This window comes from Clostridium pacaense (assembly GCF_020709765.2).
Lineage (GTDB): Bacteria > Bacillota > Clostridia > Lachnospirales > Lachnospiraceae > Enterocloster > Enterocloster hominis.
Genome location: NZ_JAJFEB020000003.1, coordinates 1 through 16,829, shown reverse-complemented (window position 1 = coordinate 16,829; position 16,829 = coordinate 1). Strand labels below are relative to the sequence as shown.

13 protein-coding genes are annotated in these 16,829 nt (G+C 49.2%); 2 read left to right on the top strand and 11 right to left on the bottom strand.

All coding sequences use genetic code 11. The annotated features are described in order from the left end of the window. Positions 1 to 32: 32 nt before the first annotated feature. From LK536_RS36215 to LK536_RS36165, 11 genes are all read right to left on the bottom strand, one after another. On the bottom strand, positions 33 to 755 hold the full coding sequence (locus LK536_RS36215; RefSeq protein ID WP_227795184.1) for a response regulator transcription factor: 723 nt from the start codon (positions 753 to 755) through the stop codon (positions 33 to 35). Next, on the bottom strand, positions 733 to 2,448 hold the full coding sequence (locus LK536_RS36210; RefSeq protein ID WP_025483566.1) for a sensor histidine kinase: 1,716 nt from the start codon (positions 2,446 to 2,448) through the stop codon (positions 733 to 735). The genes LK536_RS36215 and LK536_RS36210 overlap by 23 nt, the downstream gene beginning before the upstream one ends. Before the next feature lie 133 nt (positions 2,449 to 2,581). Continuing rightward, on the bottom strand, positions 2,582 to 3,463 hold the full coding sequence (locus LK536_RS36205; protein ID WP_008721213.1) for a LysR family transcriptional regulator: 882 nt from the start codon (positions 3,461 to 3,463) through the stop codon (positions 2,582 to 2,584). A 16-nt stretch (positions 3,464 to 3,479) separates the two neighbouring features. After that, complete coding sequence (locus tag LK536_RS36200; protein WP_025483569.1) at positions 3,480 to 5,081, bottom strand: sensor domain-containing diguanylate cyclase; 1,602 nt, start codon at positions 5,079 to 5,081, stop codon at positions 3,480 to 3,482. Between the two features lie 186 nt (positions 5,082 to 5,267). Next, a complete protein-coding gene (gene recQ / locus LK536_RS36195; RefSeq protein ID WP_227795183.1) occupies positions 5,268 to 7,742 on the bottom strand; it encodes a DNA helicase RecQ in 2,475 nt (824 codons plus the stop codon). 467 nt (positions 7,743 to 8,209) lie between these two features. Further along, a complete protein-coding gene (locus LK536_RS36190) occupies positions 8,210 to 9,187 on the bottom strand; it encodes a nucleoside hydrolase (RefSeq protein WP_329602197.1) in 978 nt (325 codons plus the stop codon). 82 nt (positions 9,188 to 9,269) lie between these two features. Continuing rightward, complete coding sequence (locus LK536_RS36185) at positions 9,270 to 10,187, bottom strand: ABC transporter permease (protein WP_227795181.1); 918 nt, start codon at positions 10,185 to 10,187, stop codon at positions 9,270 to 9,272. Continuing rightward, complete coding sequence (locus LK536_RS36180; RefSeq protein ID WP_227795180.1) at positions 10,184 to 11,263, bottom strand: ABC transporter permease; 1,080 nt, start codon at positions 11,261 to 11,263, stop codon at positions 10,184 to 10,186. Before LK536_RS36180 ends, LK536_RS36185 begins: the two co-directional genes overlap by 4 nt. Position 11,264: 1 nt before the next feature. Next, positions 11,265 to 12,803 (bottom strand): ABC transporter ATP-binding protein, encoded by a 1,539-nt coding sequence (locus LK536_RS36175; protein ID WP_025483575.1) that lies wholly within the window; start codon positions 12,801 to 12,803, stop codon positions 11,265 to 11,267. Positions 12,804 to 12,887: 84 nt separating this feature from the next. Further along, positions 12,888 to 14,006 carry a BMP family lipoprotein gene (locus tag LK536_RS36170; RefSeq protein ID WP_025483577.1) on the bottom strand — a complete coding sequence of 373 codons (1,119 nt, stop codon included), beginning with the start codon at positions 14,004 to 14,006 and terminating at the stop codon, positions 12,888 to 12,890. Between the two features lie 24 nt (positions 14,007 to 14,030). Next, on the bottom strand, positions 14,031 to 14,969 hold the full coding sequence (locus LK536_RS36165; protein ID WP_227795179.1) for a nucleoside hydrolase: 939 nt from the start codon (positions 14,967 to 14,969) through the stop codon (positions 14,031 to 14,033). Between the two features lie 286 nt (positions 14,970 to 15,255). On the opposite strand from LK536_RS36165, the gene LK536_RS36160 reads away from it, so the two are divergent. Both LK536_RS36160 and LK536_RS36155 read left to right on the top strand, forming a co-directional pair. Further along, positions 15,256 to 16,269 carry a LacI family DNA-binding transcriptional regulator gene (locus LK536_RS36160; RefSeq protein ID WP_025483579.1) on the top strand — a complete coding sequence of 338 codons (1,014 nt, stop codon included), beginning with the start codon at positions 15,256 to 15,258 and terminating at the stop codon, positions 16,267 to 16,269. Positions 16,270 to 16,514: 245 nt separating this feature from the next. Next, the gene (locus LK536_RS36155) at positions 16,515 to 16,691 is read left to right on the top strand and encodes a DUF6774 domain-containing protein (RefSeq protein WP_168164728.1); all 177 of its coding nucleotides are present in this window, start codon (positions 16,515 to 16,517) and stop codon (positions 16,689 to 16,691) included. The last annotated feature ends 138 nt before the right edge of the window (positions 16,692 to 16,829 follow it).

Sequence of the window (16,829 nt, the reverse complement as noted above, 5' to 3'; positions counted from 1 at the left end):
TTTGACGATAACATGTTAATATTTTGTCTATATCAACGGTCCGCATTGGGTGTGGTCCCAAATTTTTCTTTATAAATCCTTGTAAAATGCTTGGTACTCCCATATCCCACCATCTCCGCAATGGCTCCAATCTTAAGGTCCGTGTTGAGAATCAGCTTGCGCGCCTTCTCCATGCGCAGGTCCGTCACATAATCAATGTATTTTTTCCCGGTCTGCTTCTTAAACAGCGTGGAGAAATAAGCCGTATTCATGTGGACCGCCTGGCTCACCTCCTCCAGGCTGATACTGCGGTAAAAATTATTCTCTATGTACTGGATTGCCTTCCCGATGCTTCCCCCATCATCCGCGGCCTCCGTCTTACCGCTGCCATTTGCCGTCCTCACCTCTGCCTTTATATCCAGAAGGCGTTCCAGGCAGGCCGCCACCTCAAACCGGTTCAGGGGCTTTAAGAGATATTCCCGCACACCGCAGCGGATAGCCGTCCTGGCGTATTCAAAGTCCCGGTACGCGCTGATGATCACATAGCTGCACCTGGCCCCGTCAGCCTGGGCCTTTTCAATCATTGCCAGGCCATCCATCACAGGCATGCGGATATCCGTGATCACCACATGGGGATTCCACATTGCGATGGCCTTATAGCCCTCCATCCCGTTATCGCACTCCTGTACCTGGACATCCTGGCACACGCTCTCCACGATTTTACAGATGCCCTTGCGGATTAAATCCTCATCCTCACACACCAGGATCCGTTTCATGCTCCTCCCCCCTTTCCAATGGAATCCTCAGGGACACAATGGTCCCGGTCCCTGCGCCGGAACGCAGGGTCACCCGGCTCCTTTCCCCGAACAGAAGCCTTAACCTCCGGCTTAAATTGCGCAGCGCGTAACAGTCCATGGTGTTCTCCTGGCAGTCCGGGTCCAGCAGGAACCGCACCCTTAATAACCGTTCATGGGAAACCGTGGTCCCGTCATTAAATATCCTCAGCTCCAAAAATCCCCTCCGCCTGCAGATGGAAACCAGGATGCGCTTATGGTTGGGCGTGTCCTCAAACCCGTGCCGGAAGGCATTTTCCACCAATGGCTGTATGGTAAGCCGGGGCAGTTTTTCCTGCAGGCACGATTCCTCCACCCGGTATTCCATCCGGAACCGGTCCGGGAAACGGATTTTCTGGATGGTCACATAATTCCTTACATTTTCCAGTTCCTCCTGTACCGTTACCAGAGGGGACGGCTCCATGGAATAGCGCATCATCATGGAAAATGCCTGGGTCATATCCACGATTTCATAGTGGTCCCTGACCAGGGCCATCATGGAAATGCTCTCCAGCGTATTATAGACAAAATGGGGATTGATCTGGCTCTGGAGGGCGCGCAGGGTTGCCTGCTGGCTCTCAATCTTCACCAGGTACTCATTTTCAATCAGCTGTTTCATATCCCTTGCCATGGTGTTGAAGCTGCGCGCAAGTTCCCCGATTTCATCCTTCAGCCCGTCCTTAACCTCCACCTCCAGGTCCCCGGCCGCAATCCGTCTGGTGGCTTCCCCCAGCCGTATGATCCTGCCGGCCACCCAGTCCGCCAGCAACCTGTCCATCAGATAAATCAGGAGCACCAGCACCGCCATGCCTGCCATGAAGTACACAAAGGCCGCCGTGTACCCCTGGCGCAGCTCCTTCATCTGGAGCCTGTACTCCACCTGGCTGTCAAACATCCGTGAATAGGAGTACAGGGACACAAACCCTCCCTCCGTCCGTTCCTGTCCTGAGATGATCCTGTTGCCTTCAAACACAATGGAATCCCCATCCCCGGACACCAGGTCATAAAAGGGCTGGATCATGGCCTGCTTATCCAGTTCCATATAAACCAGGCCCAGAACCTCCCCGTTGCGCACGCTGATGATGTTGGAGGCCAGGATCCAGACCGGCCTCTTATCCTGCACGGAGATTCCTTCGGTCCGCACAAATGCTTCCCTTCCTGACAGCAGGTCCGAAAACCAGGGCATCCCGCCATATATCCTGGACAGCGGCTGGTCCGAAAAATCCCTGGAATACGTCTTGTCCGCCTCCCTGATATAGATGGCGATGGCGCCTGTCCGTCTTCCCACCGTGGACACATTGGCAAGCCTGTTCCGAAGGAAATCCCGCAGGTCAAGCTGCTCCTTATATGTGCCCGCCACATAATTATCAATGGCTGTCTGCACATTCATATCCGTGACCATGAAGCCCAGGCTTTCCTGGGCCTGGTTATAATACCCGTCCATCTCCTCCACGGTCTTATCCAGTAAAAGCTGGGCCTGGCGCCTGGCGCTCTCCGCCCCCGTATTGACAAACACAAAGAAAACCACTGCAAATATGACCACAATGGGCACAATCGCCACCAGCCATGTGGACAGTATCAACTTCTTACGGATGGGGGCATTCTTAAATGCACCCAGACCCAAAAGCCGTTTCACGCTTTTTTATCCCCCTTCCGGAACCGGACGTTTTCCTGTCCAGGCCATTTGCCATGGAACTGCCCATGGAACTGCATTACCTATATTGTGTTGTACAGCCCGTGATGCCTGCGCTCCCGGATGATCAATCACGTTACATATTGGATTTTACATACTTCTTCGTGAATTCCAGGAACCTTGCAGCATCATGGAACATATGCTGGTTCTTTTTCCAGACCAGTCCAATCTGGATATGCAGCGGGTCCTCCAGGGATATGCCCTTGATATCCGGCACGGCCTGGGCTATGTCCCGGAACATGAACCCGCCTGTAATCCCGTCGGATATGAACTCCCTGATGGTATAGAACTGGCTGGAATAATGCAGTATGTTCGGCCGGTAGCCTTCCTTTTCAAACCTCTCCTTAATCACCACATTCTGATAAAAGCCGTCATTAAACATGATGAGCGGCTCCTCTTTTATCTCCTGGATTGAAACGGTTTCATGGTTGGCCAGAGGATGGTCCTTTGACACGCAGAACACGGTTTCCGTATCCGTCATCTTCAGGATATTATAAGCGTCTTCCGACAGCTGGTTGGTGGGCAGGATGGCGAAATCCAGGGTACTGTCATCCAGCATTTCCAGGAGATACCGGCTTCCGCCTTCCCGGGAGTTGAGCATGACCTCCGGGAAGGCTTTCCTGAATTCCCTGTACATTTTTGGAAACAGGAAGGTTCCGATCATGGGAGGAATACCCAGATTAATCCGTTTCCTCTGGTTCCCCATATCGCACATCATCTGGTTCAGCTCATCCGCCTGTTCCAGCAGCACCATGGCCCTTTCATAAAAATACGTGCCTTCCCGGGTTATCTCAAACCCCTTGTTGTTCCTTTGAAGAAGCAGGACCCCAAACTCATTTTCCAGTTCCCTGATTGCCATGGAGATAGAGGGCTGGGAGACATGAAGCTCAGCAGCAGCCCTGGTTATGTTGCCGCTTCTGCATGCGGCGCAGAAGTATTGTAATTGGTGTAATTTCATAGGATCATCCTCATAGTCAGGAAACGGCCGCACTGGCGAACCCGCCGTCATGGGTTTCCTTGGCCCGGTACAGGGCGGCATCTGCCAGCTTTGCCAGCTCCGCGTAGCTGTCCCCTCCATGTGCAATCACGGCACCCGCGGACAGTGTTATGGGCGGGATATTCCTCCTAACCGCCTCCCCTGACAGGGTATGGTTGATATCCTCCACAATCCGCGCGGCAACCGAATAATCATTTGTATTGGCCACAAATATGGAAAACTCATCCCCATGGAGCCGGGACGCAAGGTCGATTGTCCTGATACGCCCGATTATCATCTGGGCCGATAGTTTAATCACCTCATCGCCCACCAGGTGTCCGTAGTTATCATTAATCAGTTTAAAATGGTCGCCGTCCAGCATGATAAGGATACCGCTCTGATCCGGTTCCATGGCTTCAATGCATTTGGATACATTTTCACGGAATGACTTAAAATTCATCAGGCCCGTCAGGTCATCAACCGCAGCAGCCCTCTGGGCCGCCGTCAGGGCAAGCTCCAGACGCTTCTGCATCTGCCCCAGTTCCACATAAGCCGCGCGCAGCTCCCTGTTCTTCTGTTCCTTGGTGACACGCCCTGCCCCATAGATGAGCAGCAGTTCCAGGAGCAGGAACGGAACAAGCCAGACCTGTACCGTGGCCTTCAGCATGGACAGTACAGGCACCAGTATGATGACATGGTACATATCCCCGTGGCGCAGGTAACCATAGTAATCCCTGTTCCCAAGCTTTACACGCAGTGCCGTCCCCTCCTGCTCCAGCAGCCTTGGCAGACCGCTGTTAAGGCTTGCGCGGAACGCATGGAAGGCAGATGCCGACTGGATCTGCTCATCCATCTTCTCCCGCTGTTCCCCGGACAGTTCCAGGGAAGCCTCCATGGAAGCGTTCAGCGCGGACTTTGCCTCTGCCTGGGACGTATACAGGTTCCCGCCCAGATAATCCTCATCCATACTTCCGATAACCGTTCCATTGTTATCAAACAACAGCATCTGCTCCCCGTCATACGCCTTCATTGAGGACACAAGCTCCTGTATGTCCCCCATGCGTATATCGTAGGCAAACACGGTTTCCCCATCCGGCTGCAGCTGAGAAATGGTGGAAAGTATGTAGTGGTTTGCATAACTCATATAAGGCGGCGTGAACACAATCCGTCCATCCCCCTTCACCGCATCCGTATACCATGGACGTGACGTTGCCTCATAGCCCGTATCCTCATACTCTGAATACGGGGTATCCCAGCTGTACAGGTACCGTCCTTTGTAATACATATAAAGCCCGTCAAATGTGTCCCCCTCAATCTCCAGCATCCGGGAATCCATCTCCTTCAGATAATCCCAGATTGCATCCGGGTCCGGATGTTCCTCAATCTCGCGGGCCATCATGTGGGCAAACAGCCTGAAGGAATGTATGTAGTTCCCCATCACGTCCTCCACCCCCTCCATGGAAGCTTCTGCATGTTCCGACATGCCGGCATCCACAGACAGGGCCTCCCTTTTGCCCAATACCAGAACAGCCAATACATTGATTAACAGGAAAAAGGCTGTGAAACAAAACCTTCGATACCACTTTTTATTCTTTTGCATCCCCATATCCCCAACGGTTCCACTTTCTGTATTTTTCTGTTATTATATCACGGAAATGTAATAAAGCAAAATATGTTTATGCATGATGAACAAGCAATCCAGACAAAACAGGGGAGAAAAGGGCAGACTGTCCATGGTCTGCCCTGCTGGATTGTGTTAAGTTATTGACAATTTATCCGGATTAAATCATTCACGGTCCCATCCACTCCGTGACAGCCATTCCACGATGCTGCGCTGTGCCTCTTCCGAATAAAAAAACACATCATATTCATTTCCCTTCTCACTAAGCCTCTTCTCCGCCATGATCCCAAACTCCTCCCCCTTGTCCGTCAGGCGCTTCCGGGGAGTCCCGTTTAAAAACCACACTTCAAAACATCCCTTGTCCATCAGCCACTGCTCCACTGATTTTATGGTCAGCCGCTTCATGGCCTCCCCGTCACGCAGATCATTCATCTGTCCGATGAAATCACTGAGGGAGACGCGTTCCGAATAATGGATCTGTTCTGCCAGTTCCTCTGTCATCACGAACTCTGTCTTAGACTTTTTGCCCTTCTTCTTAACCGTACCCATCTCCACGGCCCCGCCATGGGATGCAGGCTTATGGCCCTCTGCTTCCCTTTCCTGGCTTCCAGTTTCCCAGGCAGCCATGGCCGTCTCCAGGTTCCAGTCTTCAAAGTCATCACTGTCGCTGGTAAAATACAGATCATCGTCACTATAATAGGACGGCTCATCCATCCAGTCCTCCGGGCTGTTCCTACCATTTTTTTCATTTTCCTGCCTGTTGACCGGCAGCGCAGATGCAGGCTTCCTTTCCCCCACCTCTGCTTTTACACACTCCAAAAAACGCTCTCCGTACTTCTCAAACTTAAATTCCCCGACCCCGGATACCGAAAGCATCTCAGACTTTGTCCCGGGCTTAACCATGCACATGGAGACCAGGGTCTTATCCGAGAACACAATATAGGGCGGCACGCCTTCCTCTTTGGCGATTTCCGTCCGCAGCGCCCGCAGCTTTTCAAATAATCCTTCGTCCGAATCCAGAAGTGATATGCCGGCAGCCTTTCCCTTCTTAGGCTTCTTCCCTTCCTTTATCTTCGCCGGATGTTCCAGCTCCTTTGCCATCTTCATCGTAACCGGCTCGCCGTCTTCCATTACCCGTCTGGAATTGCCGGTCAGCTTCACAATCGCATACTCATCATTTGTCACTGCCAGGTATTCTTTTAACATCAGATGGTTCATCACCTGCCGCAGTTTATAAGTGGGAACCTTTGACAGCGCTCCGTAAAATGCACTTTCATCCATCCTGTAATTCCGGATTTTCGCCGTATTGGCCCCATGGACCGTATCAATGATCACATTGGTCCCATACCTCTGCCGGCAGTTCTCAACACACCCAATCAGCCCCCTGGCAATCTCCGTCACGTCCACCTCTTCAAACTGGCTCAGGCAGTTAGAGCAGTTCCCGCAGTAATTGCTGCCGTATTCCCCGAAGTAGCGCAGTATGTAATCCCTCAGGCACTCATTGGTAAAACAGTAAAATGTCATCTTGCGCAGCCGTTCCCTGTCCCGCTCCATGACAATCTCACGGGTCAACGGATCCAGCGCCTCGTTATCCTGGTTATGGTCAATAAAGAACTGGTTTGTCACCACATCCTGTCCTCCGTATAAAAGGATACACTCCGAAGGCTCACCGTCACGTCCGGCCCTTCCTGCTTCCTGATAATAGGATTCCATATTCTTCGGCATATTGTAATGCACCACGAACCTGACATTGGACTTGTCGATTCCCATACCGAAGGCATTGGTCGCCACCATGATCTGTGCCCTGTCATAGATGAAATCTTCCTGGTTACGCTTGCGTTCGCTGTCACTTAAACCGGCATGATACCTGGTCATGGAAAATCCTTCCCGCATAAGCTGGCTGCAGACTTCCTCCACCACCTTCCTGGTCAGGCAGTAGATGATCCCGCTCTCCCCCTTATGGCGTTCCAGATAGTTCACCAGGGTGGCATACTTATCCTTTGGGCTTTGGACGGCAAAATAAAGATTGGAACGGTCAAATCCGGTCGTCATCACATTGGGGTTCCTGAGCATAAGGATATCGATGATATCGTCCCTGACCTCCGCCGTGGCCGTTGCGGTAAACGCGCTTACAATGGGCCTCACCGGCAGCTGGTTTATAAAATCCACAATCTTCAGATAGCTTGGCCTGAAGTCCTGCCCCCATTGGGACACACAGTGGGCCTCGTCCACCGCAACCATGGATATCTTAACCCGTCCATCCAGGGCGAACCGGAGGAAATCCTCGGACATCAGCCGCTCCGGCGCCACATAGATAATGGGATACCGGCCGGCCCTCGCCAGTTCCAGCACCTTTATATACTGGGACGCGGTCAGGGAACTGTTAATAAAGGCAGCCAGGATACCCACCTGGTTCAGGTTGCTCACCTGGTCCTTCATCAGGGATATTAAAGGTGAGATGACCAGGGTAATCCCGTCCATCATAAGGGCCGGGATCTGATAGCACAGGGACTTGCCCGCGCCCGTGGGCATGACGCCCAGCACATCCCGCCCCTCTAAGATGCTGTTAATCAGCACATCCTGTCCGTCCCTGAATGTGTCATATCCAAAGTATTGTTTTAAAATTTCATATTGTGTCATTTGTCTTTCCTTCTGTGAAAATGTGTTTTGTCCATACCTTTCATTATATGGGAGTTTGATTTTTACTTCAAGTGATAATCGCTTTTTCTGATGGGGTTGATATGAGGACCAGGCAAAATGCCGGTTGATGAAGATATGAATCTGATGGAGGTACTGTTTTTAGATAAATAAGAATGTATTCATTATAGCGGATTTATATGGCGATTACAATAGCAGTTGATACAAAAGCGATAAAACGATAAAATGACCGGAAAATAAGACCGCATATTCCTGCATATTAAAATCAGGCACAATGCAAATGCGGTATGTGTCCAATCCATCCGTACACATACCGCATTATATTTTTATCTGCCCTTGATTTCCAATGAGATGATGCTGGCGTGGGACGCCATGTCCCCACAGAAGTCTACCGCAAGGCGCCAGGATTGGAGGACGTAACCCCCTCTAATATCATAACGGAAATGACTTTATATTTTCGTATGACAACATCCAAGCCTGTCACAGAGCAATCCGAAAAACATTTCCTTATCTGCTTTATAGGCAACCTGTATGTTGGGCAGTCCATCCTTTTCATGTCTGATACGCGTATCCACAATCAGCTGGCCGTCTGCTGCCCCGCCATTCACATCAATATCGCACCGGCTCCGTCTCATATCCGTAATCACCTCCGGCATAATAACGCTGGCCACTGCCAGGGCATCGTGGACAGCATCTGAATGTCCGTTGCCATCCCCCATTACCCCCAATGCCTCAATCCGCATCTCAAGCAAGCTGGCTGCAAGTCTGGCTGCCGGTGTTTTAAGGGCCCTGAGGCTGGCTGCATCTTCCAGGTCCAGTTCAGCGGAATGTGTTGCATTCAGCCCAATTATCCTGCATGGGACGCCGCTGTCAATAATAATCTTAGCCGCTTCAGGGTCGTGGTAAAAATTAGCTTCTGCACATGGGGTTATGTTCCCCATCCCAACAGCCCCTCCCATAAAAACAACTTCTTCCATACGGGTTATAATGGATGGTTCCATCCTGATTGCTATTGCCAGATTAGTAGGAGGTCCTACCGGAATTATTGTAATCTTTTCCTCTGTCCGCAGCAGTGTCTCCACCAGATAGGAACATGCATGGGACGGACGAGCCTTGACTTTTGCCGGCGGCAAATCCAGATAAGCCGGATGTATAGAAAATTCCTTCCCATCCTTCCATACGCTGATTCCATCCTTCTCCAATGCTCCATTTCTCTGCTTTGTCAGGTAACGCACCATTGGCTGAGGACATCCTTTATACACAGGTATCTCATTTTCCTTTCCCAGAAGCCCTAAGACCCTCAGGGTATTCTCCACACAGTTCCCCACAGGGCGGTTCCCCCATGTTACGGTAATCCCCAGGACATCCAATTCCGGAGATAACGCCGCCAGCATAATTGCAATTGCGTCATCGGATCCCGTATCCACATCCAATATCACCTTTTTTCTCTGTTGTAATGCCTGCGCTCCCATTCATACCACCATCCCTTCCTCATATTCCCCATCATCCTCACAAAGAGCTCTTAGCCTTTTCGTCCTTTATACCCTTTCTCCACATTGCCAGGACAAGCACTGTAATTGTGAAGACATAAGGAAGCATCAGGATGAACTGAGAAGGAAGTCCATAGGACTGAAGCCTGGCCCCCACAGAGTCAATGAATCCGAATATCAGGGTTCCCATCCAGACAAGGATAGGATTCATCGCGCCAAAGTTCATGGCTGCCACCCCCATGAAACCTCTGCCATTTGTAATGTTCTCAGCAAACATCTGTGAATATCCCAGGGACAGATGGGCGCCAGCCAGTCCGCCCATGATGCCGGAGATAATCATTACCTGGTACTTTAAATTCCTTACATTGATGCCCGCAGTCTCAGCCGCCATAGGAAGGCGGCCCACGCAGCGAACCCGAAGCCCCCAGACCGTCCGGAACAAAAGGAACCAAAGGACCCCCACCATGATGATTCCAAACACTTCCGTGACACACCAGTTATTAAATATGCCATTAAGCACGGCATTCTGTTCCAGGGCCGTTATATGGATTCTTGGTATCGGCACTATCTCAGGGCTGGTAAATGTACCAGAGGTTCCAAGAAACTGCTTTATACCAAACTTTGTGATGGCAAGCGCAAACATATTGACAGCAATGCCTACCGCACAGATATGGGCATTGTACTTGATGTTGGCTACCGCCATGATCATTGCAATTGCAATCCCGCTGATGATTGCGGCAACGATGGCCACCAGCCAGCTTCCAGTAACAAAGCTTGTGAGCACCGCCACAAAGGCTGATGTCAGCATGATTCCCTCAGTACCGATGTTAAGGATATCTGCCTGCTGTGTTATGGTGGCACACAGAGCCGCAAACAGAATAGGGGTCGCAGACCGGATAGTTGCATAAATTAACGTATAATCGAAAATATTGCTCATTTACGTTCACCTCCTTTGTCAGCGTTCTTTTGGTCCCCTGCCCCGCTCTTTACAGCCTTTTTCTTTTTATGAAATGTAAACAGGGTTTCCATGGTTGCGAAAATAATGAATACCGCAGTGATTGTATCAACAATAGACCTGGGAACACCAGCAAACCGTTCCATGGAAAGCGCTCCTGCTTTTAACGCAGCCACAAAGAATGACATGATTGGGACCAGGCAGATATCATTCCACACAATCATAGAAGATAGCATGCCGTCATTGGCAATGTTCAGTGAAAAATTATCCAGGAAATAACCATAAACCCCCAATGATTCGATTGCGCCTGCAATTCCCCCGAACGCCCCGGACAACATCATTCCCTGGATGACTGTCCTGCGCGCATTAATCCCTATGTATTCAGCGTGATGTATGTTAAGTCCCACGGTTGTGAATTTATATCCCAGCGTGGACCTGTATATCAGCCATATTGCCCCCGCAACCAGCAGAAGGGCCACAAACAGTCCTGTATTGGCCTGGCTTGGCCGCATGATTTTGGCAAGCATGACCCCCTCCGAAACACTGAGTGTCTGAGGGATTCCCGTCTTTGCACTCATAGGTCCGTTGCACAGCCAGGAAGTCAGATATTTTGCAACATAGGTAGCCAGTATACATACACAGATTTCATTTACTTTCCACCTGACCTTCAGGATTGCAGGTATGGCGGCCCACAAAGCGCCTGCCGCAGCTGCTGTCATAAAGCATATAACCAGATGCAGGGGAGCCGGAATGCCGTGCAGATAATGACCTGCCCATGCAGCAGCAATAGCCCCCAGATATAGTTCCCCTTCAATACCGGCGTTAAAGCATCCCACCTTGGCAGCAATGGAAAAGCCAACACCGGTCAGCAGGATTGGCACGAATTTCTGCAAGGTTGTACCCAGATTGACCTTTCCCACAAACGCCCCTTTAAATAGCTGGATATATGCCTCCAGGGGATGATATCCGACAATCATCATGAACACTGCCCCAACTGCCATTGACAGGACCAGTGTAAGCAGCAGGGTTACATACCGGTTTTCCTTTTTTTCCGCCATATCAGGATACCTCCTTATTTTGTCCTTGTGTCTCCCCCAGCATCAGGAGTCCTACATTATCCGTTGTGGCCTCATCACTGTCCACAATCCCCATGATCCTGCCTTCATACATTACGACAATCCTATCAGAAAGTGCTAAAACCTCTTCCAGATCAGCCGACACCAACAGGATTCCTTTTCCGCTCTTTTTTACATCGTTCAGAATCTTCCTGATTAATTCTATGGCACCAATGTCCACACCCCTGGATGGCTGGGATGCAATCAGAAGTTTTCCATCCGCATCCACCTCCCTGGCAACTACAATTTTCTGTGCATTCCCGCCGGACAGTGACTGTGCAATCACATCCGGTTCTGTTGGACGGATATCAAACTGGGGAATCAGTTTCTCAGCGTATTGTCTAACCACCTTTTTATGCCTGGTTATCCCGCTGGCAAACGGAGCATCTTCAAATTTCCAGGCAATCAGGTTGTCCTCAATTGTCATCGCCCTGTTCAGCCCCCTCAGGTTGCGGTCCTCCGGTATGTGCGTCAGTCCTGCAAGCCTTGCCTTTTTGGGACTGTAATTCGTTATGTCCTCCCCATCCAGGAGGATTTTCCCCTTCTCAACCCTGCGCAGCCCTGCAACCGCCTCAACCAGCTCACTTTGCCCATTACCGTCAACGCCTGCAATGCCGACAATTTCCCCTGCACGCACATCAAAGGATACGCCTCTTATCTTTGACATCTCCTTCTCCCCGGAGGTCCAGACATCCTTAATCTCCAGAATCGGCTTTCCAATATCTGTCTTTTCCTTTTCAATATTCAGAAAAACCTCACGCCCAACCATCATCTTGGCAAGCTCTGTGGTATTTGTTTCACTCTTATTAACCGTTGCGATAAATCTTCCGCCCCTCATAACGGTAATCCGATCCGATATTTCCATGACTTCATTTAATTTATGGGAAATAAAAATAATGGATTTCCCATCATTTCTCAATTCCTGGAGTATTTCAAAAAATTTCTTACACTCTAACGGAGTAAGCACTGCCGTGGGCTCGTCCAGGATCAGTACATCCGCCCCGCGGTACAGGGTCTTAATGATTTCCACTCTTTGGGCCTCCCCTACGGAAATCTGGTTTATTTTCTTATTTGGCTGTATATCCATGTGATAACTGTCCACATATTTCTGTATTTTAGCCCTGGATGTTTCAAAATCAATGGTAACACCTTTCCTGGGTTCAAAACCCAGGATTACATTTTCCAGGACAGTCAGGTCATCCACCAGCATGAACTCCTGATGGACCATACCAATTCCCTGTTCAATAGAAATCCCCGGCGTCAGATGTGTCATTTCCTTTCCGTATATCCTGATGGTTCCTCCGTCTGGCTGGTACAGGCCATAAAGCATCTTCATCATAGTAGATTTTCCCGCCCCATTTTCCCCAATCAAAGAATGGATTTCTCCTTTTTTCAGGTTGAACTGCCCTCCATCCACGGCATGGACCGCTGGAAAGCTTTTATCTATATCCGTCATTTCCACAATATAACTGCTGTTTTCCATGTACACCCTCCTTCTCCCTGCAAAAAGTGCCCGGAGACCTCCTCCGGGCAGTTCCTCCGGGCAGTTCGTGCCATAAATACATCTTTACTTTTCAGGGTTTCCATACCCTTCATAAGAATTGACTACGATTTCCCCACTTGCAATCTTTCCTTTCAGTTCTTCCACCTTGTCCTCAATGTCCTGAGGGAACTTATCCCCCAACGCTTCTTTCATGACAGAAAAATCAGTCAGGCCAACACCATCGTGGGCCAGATCCATATAGGTTATGGAACCGCCCTCATATGTGCCATTGACAACGGATTCAATCATCTGGAACGTACATATATCCACCCTTTTCTGCATGGAAGTGAGGATATGCCCAGGATACAGGCTGTCCTGGTTAGTATCCACACCAATTGCATATACATTAAGTTCCGATGCAGCTTCCATAGCCCCGATGCCCGTGATATTGGCCACATTCATGATGATATCCGCGCCCTGATTAATCTGTGCGGTTGCCAGTTCCTTGCCTTTCAGGGCATCAGTAAATGTTCCTGCAAAGGACTGAAGCACCTCAATCTCCGGGTCAATATATTTGGCGCCCTGCTCATATCCTGTAAAGAAGTCATGAAGAACCGGAATATCCATTCCTCCTACCCACCCGATAATCTTTTTATCATTCACGCCTTCAATTTCAGTCTTGGTAGTAAACATGGCAGCAGCCGCACCTGCAAGGAACGAGCCTTCGTTCTGTGCAAACAGCGTGGAAACCACGTTATCGCCCGCATCACTGACACCATCAATCAGCGCAAACTTGGTATCTGGATAATCAGGGCAGTGTTTCTTCATAATATCCAAAAACTGCGTTGACACACCTATTACCAAATCGTAGTCTGCATCAGCCATGGCCACGAAATTAGCCTCCCAGTCAGCTGCCTCCCCTGATTCCAGTTCCTGTACTTCTATCCCATACATCTCCTTTGCCTTCATGGCCCCGTCATGGGCCAGGTCATTAAAGGATTTATCTCCCAGGAAACCAGAATAAATAAGTGCAACCTTTACAGGCTCCCGGCCCGCCTCAGCTTCCTTCCCCTGTTCCTCTGAGGCTGCCGCAGGAGCTTCGTTTCCTGTATCCGCCTGTGTCTGTTTTTCAGAGCCTTTGCATGCAGTTATTCCCACTACCATTGCACAACATAGTAAAAAAGCCAATATCTTTTTTTTCATTATGTAACCCCTCCTTATATTTAACTAATCATACAGTTTCAAGCTGTCCTCCACTATATCCCAGAACTTCTCTGCATCCAGTTTAACAGCAACCTTTGTATTCTTCACCTTGTCCGTCAGGTTAAAAAAGTCGCAATTCGTCCTGCCCTGACTCGGTCCTCCCGTTATATCAATCTCCGTATGCATTGCCTTTACCTCTATACAGGTTGGGTCAAGCAGATAAGCAATGGTAGTGGAATCATGAAGCGGGCCTCCCTCCCATCCAAATACCTTTTTCTGGGTCATACAGAAAAATCTCATCAAATCCACAAAAAGTTTGCCTGCCTTCGTATCTATCTTGGCCATCCTGTCAACTATCTCAGGATAACAAAGGGCCTGCCGTGTCAAATCAAGTCCCATCATGACGATGGGACGCCCACAGCTGAACACCACATGTGCGGCCTCAGCATCAGCATATATATTAAACTCTGCTGCCGGCGTCACATTTCCATGTTGATATGCCCCTCCCATCAGGACAATCTCGTCTATGTTATTCAAAATCCTTGGCTCTTTACGGATAGCCATACCAATATTGCTCAGAGGGCCTGTGGGTACAAGTGTGACCGGTTCACTGGAATCCATCACTGTTTCAATAATAAAATCGACTGCGTGGCGAGGGTCCAGTTCCTTTGTCAGTGGCCCGAATACAGGGCCATTCAGACCAGTATCCCCATGAATCCTTTCCTCCGCAGGAACAGCAGCCCGTACAATGGGTCCTGCCAGCCCCTTGCAAACCGGAACATCAATGTCCAGGTATTGGCATACATTCAGCGCATTCCTGGTGACCTTTTCCAGGGTCTGGTTTCCATTTACAGTGGTGATTCCCAAAAGCTCCAGCTTGGGGTTCCTGGCTGCCAGAATAATGGCAACCGCATCGTCATGTCCTGGGTCGCAGTCAATAATAATCCTTCTTTTCTGATTCATAATCTTTTAACCGTCCTTCTTTAATAATGTTGATGGTGAGTAAGAAACAATCAATGATACAATGGCCATTTGTATGATAAATCGTTTTATCTTATGAGTCTTATATTAGCATATGATAAAACGATTTGTCAATAATTTTTTGTGCATTTTCTTATTTTTTCTTGTTTATCAGCCACTTATTTATGTATATTTTTCTATTTTGCTTTTATTTTTTAATATCCTTTGCTTTTTTTCCATTTAAGTGTTAAACTTTTGATAAAAGTTTTATCTAGGAGGAATCAATATAATGAAAGTCACCATAAAAGATATCGCACAGGCGGCCGGCCTTTCTCCCGCAACCATATCCCTGGTATTGAACAACCGGCCTTCCAGAATCGCCCCCCAGACAAAGGAGCGCATCCTGACCATTGCCCGTGAGATGGGCTATCGGCCAAATTCAGCTGCCGTCAGCCTGAAAACCAACCGCAGCTATACAATCGGACTTATTGTGCCGGATATCCGCAATGACTACTATGCCACTTATGCAAAGGGCCTTGAGGATACCTGCCAGGAATGCGGATGGAGCATGATCCTGTGTTCCACCAACTTTAACTATGAGCGGGAAAGGCAGTATATCGAGACATTACGCACAAAGTGTATTGACGGTATCTCCGTAGTGTCAACCCCGCCCAATCCGCCTGTATCCAATTCAGACCACGTTGAACTGATTCTTTCCTTGAATATCCCGGTTGTCCAGATGGACCTGACATCCTATCGTCCGCCTGTCAACGCTGTGATTTCCGACCATGTAAAGGGAGGATATATGGCTACCCGGCACCTTCTGTCGCTGGGACACAGAAAAATAGCTTTCCTCACAGGCCCCAGCTACCTGGAAGGTTCTGACAGCCGACTGAAAGGCTGCAAAAAGGCCTTTGATGATTATGGAATGGAATGGGACGATGATATGGTGTATGTGGGGAATTACACCTACGAGTCCGGGCTGGATGGGATTGATTACCTAAGTGATAAAGAATTTACCGCTGTATTTGCATTTAATGACCTGATGGCCTGCGGTGTGTATAACGGGCTGGCCAAATATAACCTTTCTGTCCCGGATGACGTCTCTGTGGTAGGTTACGATGACCATTTTGTATCAGGCATACTCAGTGTCCCACTGACCACCGTACATCAGCCTATCTTTGACATGGGGAAAGAAGCGGCCAGGATCCTGATTCATGCAGCGGAACACGAGGATGCGGAACCTGTCATATCACACTTTGATTTAAAGCTGATTGTGCGCAGCAGCACACGGAAAATTTGATAAAACTTTTATCACCCATGTTAAATCGTTTCATCTACTAAATTATGTTATAACCCTATATGAAACCTGAAAGCCTCCATCTCCTGGTCCCGGCCAGTAATCCGTATATTCAGAATACGGTTCTTGCAGCAGAACTGATAGAACCATTTAATAAAGAGGGAATGACAGCCAATTCCATCCGGTGAAAAACCGGTATGTATTCTACATCCCCTTTCCCCCGCATACCATTATGTGAGGTGAATATCATGCAATCCTGTGAACTTGCTCTTTCCGTATCGACTTTGGCATGCTGCATTGCCGAGGGCAAAAGCCCTGAGGAAATCGCACTGATCAGTTCCATCTTCATGCAGCTGGGTGACACATTAGCTACCATTGCCGCCCACCAGGCCCTGTGCTGTCCGCCCAAAGATACCAAGGAATAGGAACCAGTGCCAAGTCCAACCCGGCAGGCGTCTTATTTAGCCTGCCGGGTTTCCCTCTGCCATTAAAGTGTCGTTAATATTTATGGCCTAAAAAGTACGGTTTTACAAGGTTTTTCAGTGCATTTGTGACTTTACTGT